This window comes from Methylotenera sp. L2L1, from assembly GCF_000744605.1.
GTDB lineage: Bacteria > Pseudomonadota > Gammaproteobacteria > Burkholderiales > Methylophilaceae > Methylotenera.
This window is the reverse complement of the sequence record NZ_JQMG01000001.1, coordinates 1878682-1891800: the sequence shown is the minus strand read 5'-3', so window position 1 is coordinate 1891800 and position 13119 is coordinate 1878682. Positions and strand designations below refer to the sequence as shown.

Sequence of the window (13119 nt, the reverse complement as noted above, 5' to 3'; positions counted from 1 at the left end):
GCCTTTATAGGCGCCCTCTTTTTTATATTGCCTTGCGGTAATTACTTCACAATAAAATGTTCGCGGTAATACTTAAGCTCATCGATTGACTCATAAATGTCCGCCAATGCTTCATGGCGACTAGCCTTTTTGAAACCTGAATAAATCTCTGGTTTCCATCTGCGTGCAAGTTCTTTAAACACACTCACATCTAAATTGCGATAATGGAAGAAACTTTCTAACTCAGGCATGTATCTCGCCATAAAACGTCTATCCTGACAGATAGAGTTGCCACACATTGGTGACTTACTAGCAGGAACATGCGCTTTCAGAAACTCAATCATTTGCGCTGAAGCTTCAGCTTCAGATAATGTAGAAGCTTTTACTTTATCTATCAAGCCAGAACGACCATGTGCGCCCTTGTTCCACGCATCCATACCATCCAATACGGCATCAGTCTGATGCACAACGAACACTGGTGATTCAGCAATCACATTTAAATCTGCATCGGTCACCACCGCTGCCAATTCCAAAATACGGTCAGAATCTGGGAGCAAACCGCTCATTTCCATATCAAGCCAAATTAAATTATTCTGATTCGTCGTATTGTCTGCAGCTGCCATCATGATTTCCATTAAAATGAGTATTATTAAGTAAACTTGGTGAACCATCATATCTAAAATGCTTCACAATACATATATTAACTTAATTCAATTTTTAAACGAACGATAAAATGGCTCACACACTTACGATCACTTTCATTACATTGCTGATTGCAACCACATTTGTACGCATATGGCTTGGAAGACGACATATTGCACATGTACAGTCGCATCGCAATCAGGTGCCTCATGCATTTAGCGAAAACATCGCGCTAGAAGCACATCAAAAAGCTGCTGATTACACTACGGATAAAACAAAATTAGCGCTACTAGAAGCTTCCGTACAAGCTATATTATTAGCAGCGTTAACCATCGGTGGTGGTTTACAGTGGATTGATGATGTATGGCGTAACCTGATCGTTAACCATGAAATTGCACGTGGCGCACTCGTCATTGTCAGTGCAATGCTTGTGAGTAGTTTGATTGACTTACCCTTTGAATACTATAAAACGTTTGTTGTGGATGAGAAATTTGGTTTTAATAAAATGACACCTGCGATGTTTTTCAGTGACCTGATTAAGCAAAGTGTAGTTGGCATTATTTTAGGGGCTCCTATTCTTTTTGCAGCATTGTGGTTAATGCAAGGTGCTGGCGCATATTGGTGGTTATATCTTTGGATAATTTGGAGCGTATTTAATCTCCTGATGCTTGCGGTTTATCCTACATTTATCGCACCATTCTTCAATAAATTCACGCCGCTTGAAGATCAAAGCTTAAAACAAAGAATTGAAACCTTATTAACTAAATGCGGTTTTAAATCACAAGGCTTATTTGTGATGGATGGCTCAGCACGTAGTAGCCACGGTAACGCTTACTTTACTGGTTTTGGTGCATCAAAACGTGTCGTGTTCTTTGATACCTTACTTGATAGACTTAACCCAGATGAAATTGAGGCAGTATTAGCCCACGAGCTTGGGCACTTTAAGCATCATCATGTGATTAAACGTATCGCGATGATGTTCTTTATTAGCTTTGTAGGTTTAGCCTTGCTAGGCTGGCTCATGAATCAGCCTTGGTTTTATACAGGCCTTGGTGTTAGTGAAATGAGTAACTACATGGCACTGGTTTTATTTTTACTCGTTTCACCAGTATTTCTGTTCGTATTAAGGCCAATCATGGCAAGTTACTCACGTAAGAATGAATTTGAAGCCGACAGTTATGCTGCTGAGCATGCTGATGCTAAATATTTAATCGAAGCTTTAGTGAAGTTATATCGTGACAATGCATCTACGTTAACGCCAGATCCGTTGCATTCTGCATTTTATGACTCACACCCACCAGCAAGTATTAGAATTTCAAAATTAGCGGCGTATACTAGTTAGCAACGTCTTTGAAAAGGTGACCCAGATGCAGTTATTGCGATATATGGTATTGCTGCTCATCAGTAGCAGTGCTTCAGCGGAACCTTTTCAAAATGCGGATGCACAGGCTGGAAAAATACTGGTAAATCAGCACTGTATCAGCTGCCATGCATCTAGTTTTGGTGGTGATGGCTCGGGTATATACACACGTGAGTTGCGTAAAGTAAAAAACGCCAACGCTTTAGCTGCACAAGTTCGTAATTGCAACACCATGTTGGGCTTAAAGTGGTTTGAAGATGAAGAGCTTAACGTTGCAAAATATCTTAATCAACAATACTATAAATATACAGAATAGCGAGCACGTGAGTATCTCAAATAATGCGCAAGATGAAACAAGCTTGCAAGGCACCGTTGTCGCCGCTTATGGCAAACGTTTTCAAGTAGAGCTCACCGAGACCAAGCAACGCATCAGCTGTGTGACGCGTGGCAAGAAAACCGATATTGCTTGTGGTGATTTAGTAGCAGTCAAGCTTACTGATAAGCATGAGGGCGTGATTGAATCTACCCTACCCCGTAAAACGCTGCTGTTTCGAAGCAATGCATTTAAAAGCAAAATGCTCGCGGCAAACGTCACCCAAATTATTATTGTGTTAGCGACGCAACCTAGCTTCTATGAAGCGCTACTTAATCGCTGTTTAATTGCTGCTGAAGCCGCAGGCATTAAAGCGCTGATTGTACTCAATAAGTGTGATTTAGCAGATAACCATGATGCACTGCAGAAACTAGCGCTTTATACCAAACTGGGTTATCAAGTATTGCCGCTATCTGCAAAACTAGATATTTCTAGCCTTAGACCTTTTTTGCAAAACGAGGTAAGCATTTTAGTGGGGCAATCTGGCATGGGAAAATCAACCATGATTAACGCACTGTTACCAGGCGAAGCGGTACGCACTCAAGAGGTAAGCCAAGTACTGGACAGCGGCAAGCACACAACCACAGCGGCTCACTTATACCATCTCGATGACAGTAGCCGACTCATTGATTCACCAGGCCTGCAAGAGTTCGGTCTACACCACTTAAGCACAGATGAGCTTGAGCATGCATTTGTCGAGTTCAGACCGTTTCTTGGGAAATGTAGATTTAATAACTGTAAGCACTTGCAAGAGCCTGACTGCGCAATTACAGAAGCACTAGCACAAGATAAAATTTCAGCAGAAAGACTGGCGATTTATAAAATGTTACGTACTGAGATTTCTCACTCAGCACATTAATCCATCACAGGTATGGTATGACTACGGCTTTCATTACTCACCCTGACACCTTATTGCACATGATGGATGGCAATCATCCTGAGTCGCCAGCGCGTATCACAGCGATTAAAAATGCATTAATTAAGCAAGGTATTTACAGTCAGCTATCCATCTATGAATCGCCTGTCGCCACAGATACTCAGTTGACGAAGGTTCACCGCGCTGATTATATAGCGCGTATTCGTGCGCTATCGCCAAAGGCAGGATTGGTTAGGCTAGATCCAGACACCGCAATGGGCCCGATGAGTTTATCTGCAACACTCCATGCAAGCGGTGCTGCAATATTAGCGACAGACTTGGTGATGCAAGGAAAGGTTGATAATGCTTTTTGTTGCACCAGGCCACCCGGGCACCATGCTGGACTAGCTAATAGCGCAGGCTTTTGCATCTTCAATCATATTGCTGTTGGTGTTGCCCATGCTTTAACGCAATACAAAGTTAAGCGTGTTGCGATCATTGATTTTGATGTGCATCATGGAGATGGCACAGAAGAAATATTTAAGCACAATCCACAAGTGATGCTCTGCTCGACTTTTCAGCACCCTTTCTACCCACATCGCGGATTTGACACACGAACCAAGACCATGATTAACGTGCCGTTAGCCGCTAATGCCGATGGAAAAGCGTATCAGCAAGCATTTAACAACGAGTTCTTACCCGCCCTTAACCAATTTAAACCTGAAATCATTTATGTGTCGGCAGGTTTTGATGCACATATTGATGACCCGCTTGCTGGAATGAGCTTAGTGAATCAGGATTACACATGGATGACAGCGTTTATTAAGCAAGTAGCCAAGCAACATGCGCAAGCAAGAGTCGTGTCTTTATTGGAGGGTGGTTATCACCTGCCAGCACTAGGCCAAGCTGCCTGTGCACATATCACTGCACTGATGCAGACATAAAGCGGCAGAGATTAAAATAGCGCTGGATTGAAACGCTAACCCTAGCGCTTTTTTAAACATAAACTAAGGAATAGACACTGACTACGCTATTCAACCTCTACCTATTGAGTTTAGAATATACAACATGAAGCCAACAACAGTATTCAGGATCAAATCAATTGACTGATATGCGTAAAGAACAAATACCTGTATCTTCATTAGAGATAGGCATGTTTGTATGTGAGCTTGACAGACCTTGGCTTGGTACCCCTTTTCTACTAGAAGGCGTATTAATCGAAGATGAAACGCAAATTGCTACGCTAACCAGTTTATGTGAGTTTGTCTATATAGACCGTACAGTGTCACTGGGGCAGCATTATCTAGCACCTCCAAAGAAATCTATCGCGATTACCCGTAGTGCTTCAGTGCCCATTTATCAGTCAGCAGCACTAAGCAACCCTAACCCAACTACTCACGCGCAAGACAACAAGATTGATACCAATAAAGAGCAACGCTCTTTCTTTAATATCATTAGAGAAATTCAGGATTTCAATCAAAACACACCGCAAATACCTAACCAAAACAATACTAATCTAAACTTAAGCTATCTAAGCCAAGAGGCAGAGCTTGATACAGAAAGCACGCCAAGCGGCTTGTCTTTATCCAAACAAATCAAAACTGATTTATCGAATTTTGTATTGGGGTTAAAAGGCTGGCGTCAAACATGGAAAAAGAAAAGTCGCCACGCTAGTTCAGCCACCATCCAAGGTGATGAGGTAGCAGCAACCACCCCAATAGATTACTTACACAATACAGTGATTGAAGAGAAGTACCCTATCGAGCAAGAAATCACCACAATCTATCCCATTTATGAGAGAACACAGTTAGTCACGCAAGAGTTCTTTAATGCAATGGCAGAAAACCAGCTGGTAGACCTGAGCAAAGTGGATGAAGCGCTTAATGACATGGTAGATAGTATTGAGCGTAACTCAGACGCGCTGGTATGGCTGGCACGTTTAAAACAAACCGATGATTACTCTTATAACCATGCGCTCAATGTTTCGATTACATTAATGGCACTTGCCAACTTCATGGCGCTGCCAAAGAAACAAATCAAAGACCTAGGCCTTGCTGGTTTATTGCAAGATATAGGGAAAGTTAAAATACCTAAAGAACTGTTGCAAAAGACAGAAAAAATCACCGCAGAAGAGTTTGACGTATTTAAAAAGCATGTAGACCATGCCTTAGCGCTGCTAGAAGTAACGAATAATATCTCCAGCACTACGATGATTACGGTATCACAGCACCATGAACGCATTGATGGCAGCGGTTACCCATATCAGCTCAAAGCAAAGCAAATCAGCCTAGCAGGACAAATGGCGGGGCTGATTGACACATACTGTGCGCTAACAAGTAACAAAGCTTATGCTAAAAGTGTCTATAATCAGTTTGCGCTGGAGAAAATACATGCACTACGAGATACTAAATTTGACGGCCATCTGATTGATCAATTGGTACAGTTTTTAGGGATGTACCCCGTCAGCTCTTTGGTTGAACTAAACTCTGGGGAAGTCGGAGTCGTCATTCAGCAGAATAGTGTGCGCCGTCTGCTACCCAAAGTGATGATTCTACTTAACCCAGATAAAACAAAGAACGAATACCCACCTACACTCAATTTAATTAATTTGCCATTAATCCCAAGCGGTGAACCTTACCAAATTGTAAGAGGATTACCGCCTGACAGCTACGGGCTCAATATTAACAACTACTTTAGTTAGCCTGTCATCGATCCAATATGAAAATCCAAGAAGAAATCTACAGCTTAATAGATCAAGAATTTACACTGAATTTATCACCTAACCATTTGCTGAACATCATCAAGGGATATCAATTAAATCCGAACGATCTTTCGGGTCCCTATTATTACGACCCCAAAATATTTGAACAGGTTGCTACAAGCAACCCTAGCGCCAACCCTACACCAGACAAGTTGCTAAATGTTTTGCAACATTGGCCTCAGCAGTTAAATTGGTCACAACTCAATCAATATATTGATGAATTTCTCTATAGCTGGCTACAGGACTACAAAACTGGCGCTCAACTAGGAGATGCGCTGATACTCAGCCAATCTATTCAGTTACAACCTGAAATCAACATAAACGCAATTACTTCACTACATGACGACAAGTTTCATCTTGTCCTGACGCATTTATTAGCCATATCGACCAACCAGTTTGATCAATATCAGCGTGATTACTCAAAAAGTTTTGATTTAACAACCGGCTTACCAAATCATAAATTGATGGCTAAGTTGATTAAAAAGGCAGAAGCTGAGCATACAAATCTAGGCTTACTTTTACTTAACCTGAACATCAACTCAGATAAAGAGAGAAAAATAAATGCCGATCAATCTAAACTATCATTGGCCGCAGTTGACTTAATCCAGCAACACTTAAGCAAAGATACTAGGCTGTTCTATATCGGACCCAATGAGTTTGCAATTGTGATTGAAGACTTGCATTTCCCTGCACAGCTGAATCTGATTGCATCAGAGCTTATTCACGCCTTTGAGTCATCACTGCCTTTGGTGAATAATAGCTTAATTGTAAAGCCCTACTTTGGTGGTGTGACCACCTTCAAAAACACCTCAAAAAAACACTCGTTGTACGAATGCGCTAAATTGGCATTACATCATGCCATGATTAATCATTATCAAATTGAAATGTATGATCAGCACATTACCAGCGTATTTTCCAGCACCCATTCACTAGAAGAAGCGATTATTGAGGCTTTACAGAATAATGAGCTAGAGGTCTACTTACAGCCAATTGTCAGTTTACCCAATCATGATTTAAAGTTTGCAACTTGTACCAGTGCTGAAATTCTATTACGTTGGCATCACCCAGAATGGGTTGGCATTTCCCCAATGCGCCTCATCGACACTATCTACAAAAAGGGGTTTGGCAAAATATTCATCCGCTGGCTAATCAATACCGCATGCCAGCGCATTGCCGAAATCATCACGACGCATCAAAAAAGCTTCTCATTGACCGTCAATTTGTCATCTCCAGATTTACTAGATGCAGACCTACCAGAGTTAATTGCTCAGTCCATTGCATTGTGGGACATTCCGGCAAAAGCACTTGTGATTGAAATCACCGAGAGTGATTTGCTACTAGACGAGAAAAAAGCAATGTCTGTCATTAGTAGAATTTCACAACTGGGCTGCTCATTTGCGCTAGATGACTTTGGTACAGGCTATTCATCCATGACAAGGTTGCGCAACATGCCGATTAGCTTGGTTAAAATTGACCAATCTTTTGTAAAGCAAATTGAACAGTCCAATCAAGATAGGGAAATTGTGCTATCAATCATCCAATTAGCGCATAGCTTAGGAAAAACAGTTGTGGCAGAAGGTGTTGAGAATCTAAATTGCCTCAACATACTAGTTGAAATGCAATGTGACAAAATTCAGGGTTATTACTATTCAAAATCGATGTCACTGGATGACTTTAACGTGTGGCTTCCTAATTTTAAGGGCCAACAAACGCTTCTTAATTAGTCAACATCAGCAATCACTGACTCAGACATTAGCTTAAGAATCTCTAAGCCAACAAGTGTACTGAGTGAGGGTATAATAGTGTTTGTTTGCTACGTTCAGCTTGGCTGGACGTACTATTAAAACCCCTATTTAATGACAATCCAATATGCATATTACTACCCGCCTAGAGTTTGACGCAGGCCATCGCATTCCCAACCACAAGAGTCAATGCAAAAACTTGCATGGTCATCGGTATGCTATCGAAATTACACTATCTGGAGACATCATCACCGCAGAAAACACCTCTGATAACGGCATGGTGATGGATTTTTCAGATGTAAAAGCCATTGCGAAAGATGCTGTCGTCAATGTTTGGGATCATGCATTTTTGGTATATCAACATGATGCGGAGGTTTTAAACTTCTTAAATACACTTCAAAACCATAAAACGGTTGTATTTCCAACCGTACCCACTGCAGAGAACATGGCGGCAGAAGCGTTTAGAATTTTAAAAGCACGTTATCAAGACACTTATGGTAATCACCTAAAGTTAGAAAAAGTGCGCTTATATGAAACGCCAAACAGCTGGGCAGATGCGCTAGGCTAACCTAGCCTCTTAGCTTAGATGCTTAAGCTTACTGTCTGACTTAATTGCTTGGCAGTGCTTTAAGCTCGGCAATGAGCGCATCACGCCAACTAGGCATAGTGATAGAGAAGTCTTTAGCCAACCTAGTACAGTCTAGACATGAGTTAGCTGGGCGCGTCGCCGGCGTTGGATATTCCTCTGTGGTAATTGCCTGAATATTTTCCACCTGAGCTTTAAGTGGCTGCCAGCCTTTTACAGACTGTAAACGTGAGCATTCTTCTACGATGGCAGTAGCAAAGCCATGCCAAGTGGTAAAACCTGCATTCACAAGGTGATATACGCCAGACACATCGCCCTGCCATTGCCCCAACACTTGTACAATCGCATTAGCAATACTATGGCTACTGGTAGGTGCACCAGCCTGATCCCCCACGATACGCAGTTGCTCTCGCTCTTTCGCTAATCGCAATATCGTATTGAGAAAGTTCTTTCCGTAAGCGCCATACACCCATGAGGTTCTGAAAATAAGGTGTGGCAGCCCTACAGCACGGATAGCCTGTTCCCCAGCCAATTTAGATTTTCCATAAACACTTAAAGGTGCGGTGGCATCATCTTCAACATAGATGCCCACTTTATTACCTGCATAGACATAATCCGTCGAAAAGTGAATGAGCCTAGCACCAAGTTTAGCCGCCTCTTCAGCAAGCACTCCCGGTGCTACTGCATTAATCGCATAAGCAAGTTCAGGCTCAGTTTCGGCTTTATCCACTGCAGTATAGGCTGCTGGGTTGATAATCAAATCTGGTTTAATGGCCTGCACCACAGCACGTATTGCTTGTGGGTCTGATAAATCAAGCTGACTTCTATCAAGGCAGACTAACTCACTGAATAAAGCATCATGTTCAGAAAATGCCTGCTGTAATGCACGCCCTACCTGTCCGTTAACACCAGTTAATAATATTTTTTTGTACATACTAAACGCTTTGTGATTAACGGTTTTTATTCAAATACGTCTGCATCTGACAAACTTAAGCCTAACTGATCCTTAGCTGACAGCACAGGGCTAGCATTCCCAGCCATCGCTGGCCATTCAATAGCAAGCTCTGGATCATCCCATCTAATGCAGCGCTCATGTTGAGGCGCATAGTAATCTGTCGTTTTATATAAAAACTCAGTATTATCTTTCAGCACTAAAAATCCGTGCGCAAAGCCCTCTGGCACCCACATTTGACGTTTATTTTCGGCAGACAACACAGCACCTACCCATTGACCAAAAGTTTTAGATTGTTTGCGTAAATCGACTGCAACATCAAATACTTCACCAGCAATAACGCGCACTAACTTACCCTGTGGCTGCTGAATTTGGTAATGCAAGCCACGCAGTACATTGGCTGCAGATTTAGAATGATTATCCTGTACGAATTGTGTTCTAACCCCTGTTAACTGTTCAAAAGTTCGCTGGTTAAAGCTTTCGAAAAAAAATCCTCTATCATCACCAAATACTTTAGGTTCAAATATCAGCACATCTGGAATTGCAGTTTGAATCGCTTGCATTTAGTACACCTGCTCAGTTAATAGCATTTTTAAATATTGGCCATATGCATTTTTAATGTAACGATTAGCTAGCTGATCTAGCGCTGCCGCATCGATATATTGCATTCTATAAGCCACTTCTTCAGGACTTGCCACTTTTAAACCCTGACGCTTTTCTATGGTTTCAATGAACATTGAAGCTTCTAATAGTGACTCATGCGTGCCAGTATCTAGCCATGCTATGCCGCGCCCCATCACCTCTACCTGTAAATCACCGCGTTCTAGGTATGCTCTATTCACATCAGTAATTTCCAACTCACCTCGTGGTGACGGTTTCAATTGTTCTGCAATACGAATCACATCATTGTCATAGAAATACAGCCCTGTGACCGCATATCTAGACTTGGGTACCGCTGGCTTTTCTTCTAAACTAACTGCCTGCCCTTGCGCGTTAAACTCAACCACACCATAACGCTCAGGATCACTCACAGGATATGCAAAAACAGTAGCACCGTTCTTAATAGTTGCTGCAGCCTGCGTTTTAATTGCTAGCTCATGCCCGTAGAAAATATTATCGCCAAGCACTAGCGCACAGCTATCATTGCCAATAAACGATTTGCCAATGATAAACGCTTGTGCCAAACCATCAGGTGATGGCTGCACTGCAAACTGAATTGAAATACCCCATTGGCTGCCATCACCCAGCAACTGCTGAAAGCGTGGCGTGTCTTCTGGGGTAGATATCACCAAAATATCACGAATACCCGCCAGCATCAGTGTGGTTAATGGGTAATAAATCATCGGCTTATCATAAACAGGTAATAGCTGCTTCGAAACAACCTGCGTGACTGGATGTAATCGTGTTCCAGAACCACCCGCTAAAATAATACCCTTCATGCCATTTCCTCACCACGTTCTGAATAATGTGTTTGAATCCAGTTTCTGTAATCACCACTGGTAATATTGTTGACCCAATCTTGATGTGCCAAATACCAATTCACTGTTTTTTCTATGCCGGTTTCAAATGTCTCAGCTGGTTTCCAGCCTAGCTCTGTTGCGATTTTTGTGGCATCAATCGCATAACGTATATCATGCCCTGGTCGATCAGCCACATAAGTAATGAGATCCGCGTAAGACTGGCCATCAGCACGTGGCTGTTTAGCATCGAGCATACGGCACAGCGTTCTGACAATATCAATATTGGTTTCTTCATTCCAACCACCCACGTTATAGACCTCACCAACTTTACCCGCAGCCAGTACGCGCCTAATCGCGGCACAATGGTCTTCAACATAAAGCCAATCACGTACTTGCAAACCATTGCCATATACTGGTAATGGTTTGCCTGCTAGTGCATTGTGAATAACAAGTGGGATTAACTTTTCAGGAAAATGGTAAGGGCCATAATTATTTGAACAATTAGTCGTTAATGTAGGTAAGCCATATGTATGATGATATGAACGCACTAAATGATCAGATGATGCTTTAGAGGCAGAGTAAGGGCTATTGGGTGCATACGGCGTAGTTTCAGTAAACGCAGCATCGTCTTTACCTAATGAACCATAAACTTCATCGGTAGATACATGTAAGAAACGAAAACTTGCTTTATCCGCAGTGTTTAAAGTGCCCCAGTAAGCTCGCACCGCTTCCAGTAAATGAAACGTCCCTACAATATTCGTTTGAATAAAGTCTTCAGGACCATGTATTGAGCGGTCTACATGGCTCTCAGCTGCAAAATTCACCACGGCGCATGGCTTATGCTCGGCTAATAAATTGGCCACTAAATGCTGATCACCAATATCACCATGCACAAATACATGATGAGCATTATGTTCTAGCGTAACCAAGTTCTCCAGATTACCTGCATAGGTCAATTTATCTAAATTAACCACAGTGCCTAAGCCCTGCTTTACCCACGCTAATACAAAATTAGAGCCAATAAAACCAGCGCCACCTGTCACAAGAATTGTGTTATTCATGATTTATACTTTCTTAAATTTACTTAATCCTAGGCTGACTAAACTAGCGCTAACTATTCCAGACACAGTTACCTGATTTTGCAAGTCCAGCCAAATACGCCTCATGGTCAGTCACTTCATCAGCAGTTGCATGCTTCACTAATATTGGTGCATGGCTAAGCGCATTCACTTCAGCAACGTTATGGCTAGGCTGGTCTAATCCAATCATCAAACTTTCTTGACCACGCGTCATCGCCATATAAACATCAGCTAATAACTCAGCATCAAGTAACGCACCATGCAAGGTACGTCTTGAGTTATCAATACCAAAGTGCCGACATAAGGCATCTAGGTTATTACGCTGGCCAGGCCGCATCTCTTTTGCAATTTTGAGTGTATCGGTAATTTTGGCAGTGATAGCCTCAACCTTTTTCTGGCCAATCAAACCCAACTCACAATTCAAAAAACCCACATCAAATGGTGCGTTATGCATAATCAGTTCAGCATCAGCAATAAATGCAATCAGCTCATTAGCGATATCTGCAAAGCGTGGTTTGTCTTGCAAAAACTCAAGTGAAATACCATGTACCTCTTGTGCACCTTGGTCAATTTCACGGTCTGGATTTAAATAATAATGAAAATGGTGTTTAGTTAAGCGTCTGTTCACAACCTCGACGGCTGCAATTTCAATCACACGATGCCCTTGGGCATGATACAAACCTGTGGTTTCCGTATCTAAGAAAATCTGCCTCATGACGCATTAACCCCTTTCTGCAACACTTGCTCTACGCCTTTATTTGCCAGCATATCCGCACGCTCATTACCTACATTACCAGCATGGCCTTTGACCCATATCCACTCTACCGTATGTTGCTGCGCTAATACATCCAGAATGCGCCATAAATCATCGTTCTTAACTGGTTTTTTATCAGCAGTGCGCCAGTTACGTGCTTTCCAGCCAACAATCCATTCAGAAATACCTTTCTGCACATACACAGAATCAGTAAACACTTTTGCGTGGCATGCTCGTTTTAATGCCTCTAAGGCACGAATCACAGCAGTAAGCTCCATACGGTTGTTTGTTGTTAATAGTTCACCGCCAAACAGCTCTTTTTCATGGCCATCATAACTGACCCATGCGCCCCATCCTCCTGGGCCTGGATTACCTTTACATGCACCATCTGCATAAATTTCTACGGTGGAACGTTTAGCTGTTACTTCTGTTGTCATCAATCAATTTTCACTTCACTCTAAATTAATCATGATTATAGAACATCACAGCACCTAGCATGGTTAATGCACTTAAATATTCATACAGTCAGCATAAATTTCAATATAAAAATTTGTAGCGTAAATCCGTATGGCAAA

Annotated in this window: 14 protein-coding genes; 7 read left to right on the top strand and 7 right to left on the bottom strand. The window is 42.0% G+C overall.

From position 1 onward, the window contains the following. Positions 1 to 41 precede the first annotated feature (41 nt). The gene (gene orn / locus FG24_RS09010; RefSeq protein ID WP_036302715.1) at positions 42 to 602 is read right to left on the bottom strand and encodes an oligoribonuclease; all 561 of its coding nucleotides are present in this window, start codon (positions 600 to 602) and stop codon (positions 42 to 44) included. Between the two features lie 110 nt (positions 603 to 712). Here orn and FG24_RS09005 point away from each other — a divergent pair, with 110 nt between their 5' ends. The 7 genes from FG24_RS09005 (at position 713) to queD (ending at position 8281) form a co-directional block, all read left to right on the top strand. Then, positions 713 to 1963: a M48 family metallopeptidase gene (locus FG24_RS09005; protein ID WP_036302713.1), complete on the top strand. Its 1251-nt coding sequence runs from the start codon at positions 713 to 715 to the stop codon at positions 1961 to 1963. Positions 1964 to 1988: 25 nt separating this feature from the next. Further along, positions 1989 to 2297 carry a cytochrome c gene (locus FG24_RS09000; protein WP_036302711.1) on the top strand — a complete coding sequence of 103 codons (309 nt, stop codon included), beginning with the start codon at positions 1989 to 1991 and terminating at the stop codon, positions 2295 to 2297. Then, on the top strand, positions 2239 to 3213 hold the full coding sequence (gene rsgA, locus FG24_RS08995; RefSeq protein ID WP_235189748.1) for a ribosome small subunit-dependent GTPase A: 975 nt from the start codon (positions 2239 to 2241) through the stop codon (positions 3211 to 3213). The genes FG24_RS09000 and rsgA overlap by 59 nt, the downstream gene beginning before the upstream one ends. 17 nt (positions 3214 to 3230) lie before the next feature. Beyond that, positions 3231 to 4154, top strand: coding sequence for a histone deacetylase family protein (locus FG24_RS08990; RefSeq protein WP_036302710.1), 924 nt, complete (start codon positions 3231 to 3233; stop codon positions 4152 to 4154). Positions 4155 to 4321: 167 nt separating this feature from the next. Continuing rightward, a complete protein-coding gene (locus FG24_RS08985) occupies positions 4322 to 5911 on the top strand; it encodes an HD-GYP domain-containing protein (RefSeq protein WP_235189747.1) in 1590 nt (529 codons plus the stop codon). 17 nt (positions 5912 to 5928) lie between these two features. Then, a complete protein-coding gene (locus FG24_RS08980) occupies positions 5929 to 7695 on the top strand; it encodes a GGDEF domain-containing phosphodiesterase (RefSeq protein ID WP_036302706.1) in 1767 nt (588 codons plus the stop codon). A 145-nt stretch (positions 7696 to 7840) separates the two neighbouring features. After that, entirely contained in the window at positions 7841 to 8281 is a 441-nt protein-coding gene (gene queD / locus FG24_RS08975) for a 6-carboxytetrahydropterin synthase QueD (RefSeq protein ID WP_036302704.1), read from the top strand. Positions 8282 to 8321: 40 nt separating this feature from the next. Here the strand turns inward: queD and rfbD are convergent, their stop codons facing one another. From rfbD to rnhA, 6 genes are read right to left on the bottom strand one after another with little or no spacing between them, the layout of a single operon-like run. Continuing rightward, positions 8322 to 9233, bottom strand: a complete 912-nt coding sequence (rfbD, locus tag FG24_RS08970) for a dTDP-4-dehydrorhamnose reductase (protein WP_036302702.1) — start codon at positions 9231 to 9233, stop codon at positions 8322 to 8324. Between the two features lie 26 nt (positions 9234 to 9259). Continuing rightward, entirely contained in the window at positions 9260 to 9814 is a 555-nt protein-coding gene (rfbC, locus tag FG24_RS08965) for a dTDP-4-dehydrorhamnose 3,5-epimerase (protein ID WP_036302700.1), read from the bottom strand. Further along, positions 9815 to 10690: a glucose-1-phosphate thymidylyltransferase RfbA gene (rfbA, locus tag FG24_RS08960; protein ID WP_036302698.1), complete on the bottom strand. Its 876-nt coding sequence runs from the start codon at positions 10688 to 10690 to the stop codon at positions 9815 to 9817. It lies immediately after the preceding gene. After that, positions 10687 to 11772 (bottom strand): dTDP-glucose 4,6-dehydratase, encoded by a 1086-nt coding sequence (rfbB, locus tag FG24_RS08955; RefSeq protein ID WP_036302696.1) that lies wholly within the window; start codon positions 11770 to 11772, stop codon positions 10687 to 10689. Before rfbB ends, rfbA begins: the two co-directional genes overlap by 4 nt. A 49-nt stretch (positions 11773 to 11821) precedes the next feature. Continuing rightward, positions 11822 to 12505 (bottom strand): DNA polymerase III subunit epsilon, encoded by a 684-nt coding sequence (gene dnaQ / locus FG24_RS08950; protein ID WP_036302694.1) that lies wholly within the window; start codon positions 12503 to 12505, stop codon positions 11822 to 11824. After that, complete coding sequence (rnhA, locus tag FG24_RS08945) at positions 12502 to 12981, bottom strand: ribonuclease HI (protein ID WP_036302692.1); 480 nt, start codon at positions 12979 to 12981, stop codon at positions 12502 to 12504. Before rnhA ends, dnaQ begins: the two co-directional genes overlap by 4 nt. Positions 12982 to 13119: the final 138 nt, after the last annotated feature.

Coding starts and splice junctions, on each gene's coding strand:
- orn (WP_036302715.1), bottom strand. CDS start 602: ATGGCAGCTGCAGACAATACGACGAATCAGAATAATTTAATTTGGCTT.
- FG24_RS09005 (WP_036302713.1), top strand. CDS start 713: ATGGCTCACACACTTACGATCACTTTCATTACATTGCTGATTGCAACC.
- FG24_RS09000 (WP_036302711.1), top strand. CDS start 1,989: ATGCAGTTATTGCGATATATGGTATTGCTGCTCATCAGTAGCAGTGCT.
- rsgA (WP_235189748.1), top strand. CDS start 2,239: ATGAAGAGCTTAACGTTGCAAAATATCTTAATCAACAATACTATAAAT.
- FG24_RS08990 (WP_036302710.1), top strand. CDS start 3,231: ATGACTACGGCTTTCATTACTCACCCTGACACCTTATTGCACATGATG.
- FG24_RS08985 (WP_235189747.1), top strand. CDS start 4,322: ATGCGTAAAGAACAAATACCTGTATCTTCATTAGAGATAGGCATGTTT.
- FG24_RS08980 (WP_036302706.1), top strand. CDS start 5,929: ATGAAAATCCAAGAAGAAATCTACAGCTTAATAGATCAAGAATTTACA.
- queD (WP_036302704.1), top strand. CDS start 7,841: ATGCATATTACTACCCGCCTAGAGTTTGACGCAGGCCATCGCATTCCC.
- rfbD (WP_036302702.1), bottom strand. CDS start 9,233: ATGTACAAAAAAATATTATTAACTGGTGTTAACGGACAGGTAGGGCGT.
- rfbC (WP_036302700.1), bottom strand. CDS start 9,814: ATGCAAGCGATTCAAACTGCAATTCCAGATGTGCTGATATTTGAACCT.
- rfbA (WP_036302698.1), bottom strand. CDS start 10,690: ATGAAGGGTATTATTTTAGCGGGTGGTTCTGGAACACGATTACATCCA.
- rfbB (WP_036302696.1), bottom strand. CDS start 11,772: ATGAATAACACAATTCTTGTGACAGGTGGCGCTGGTTTTATTGGCTCT.
- dnaQ (WP_036302694.1), bottom strand. CDS start 12,505: ATGAGGCAGATTTTCTTAGATACGGAAACCACAGGTTTGTATCATGCC.
- rnhA (WP_036302692.1), bottom strand. CDS start 12,981: ATGACAACAGAAGTAACAGCTAAACGTTCCACCGTAGAAATTTATGCA.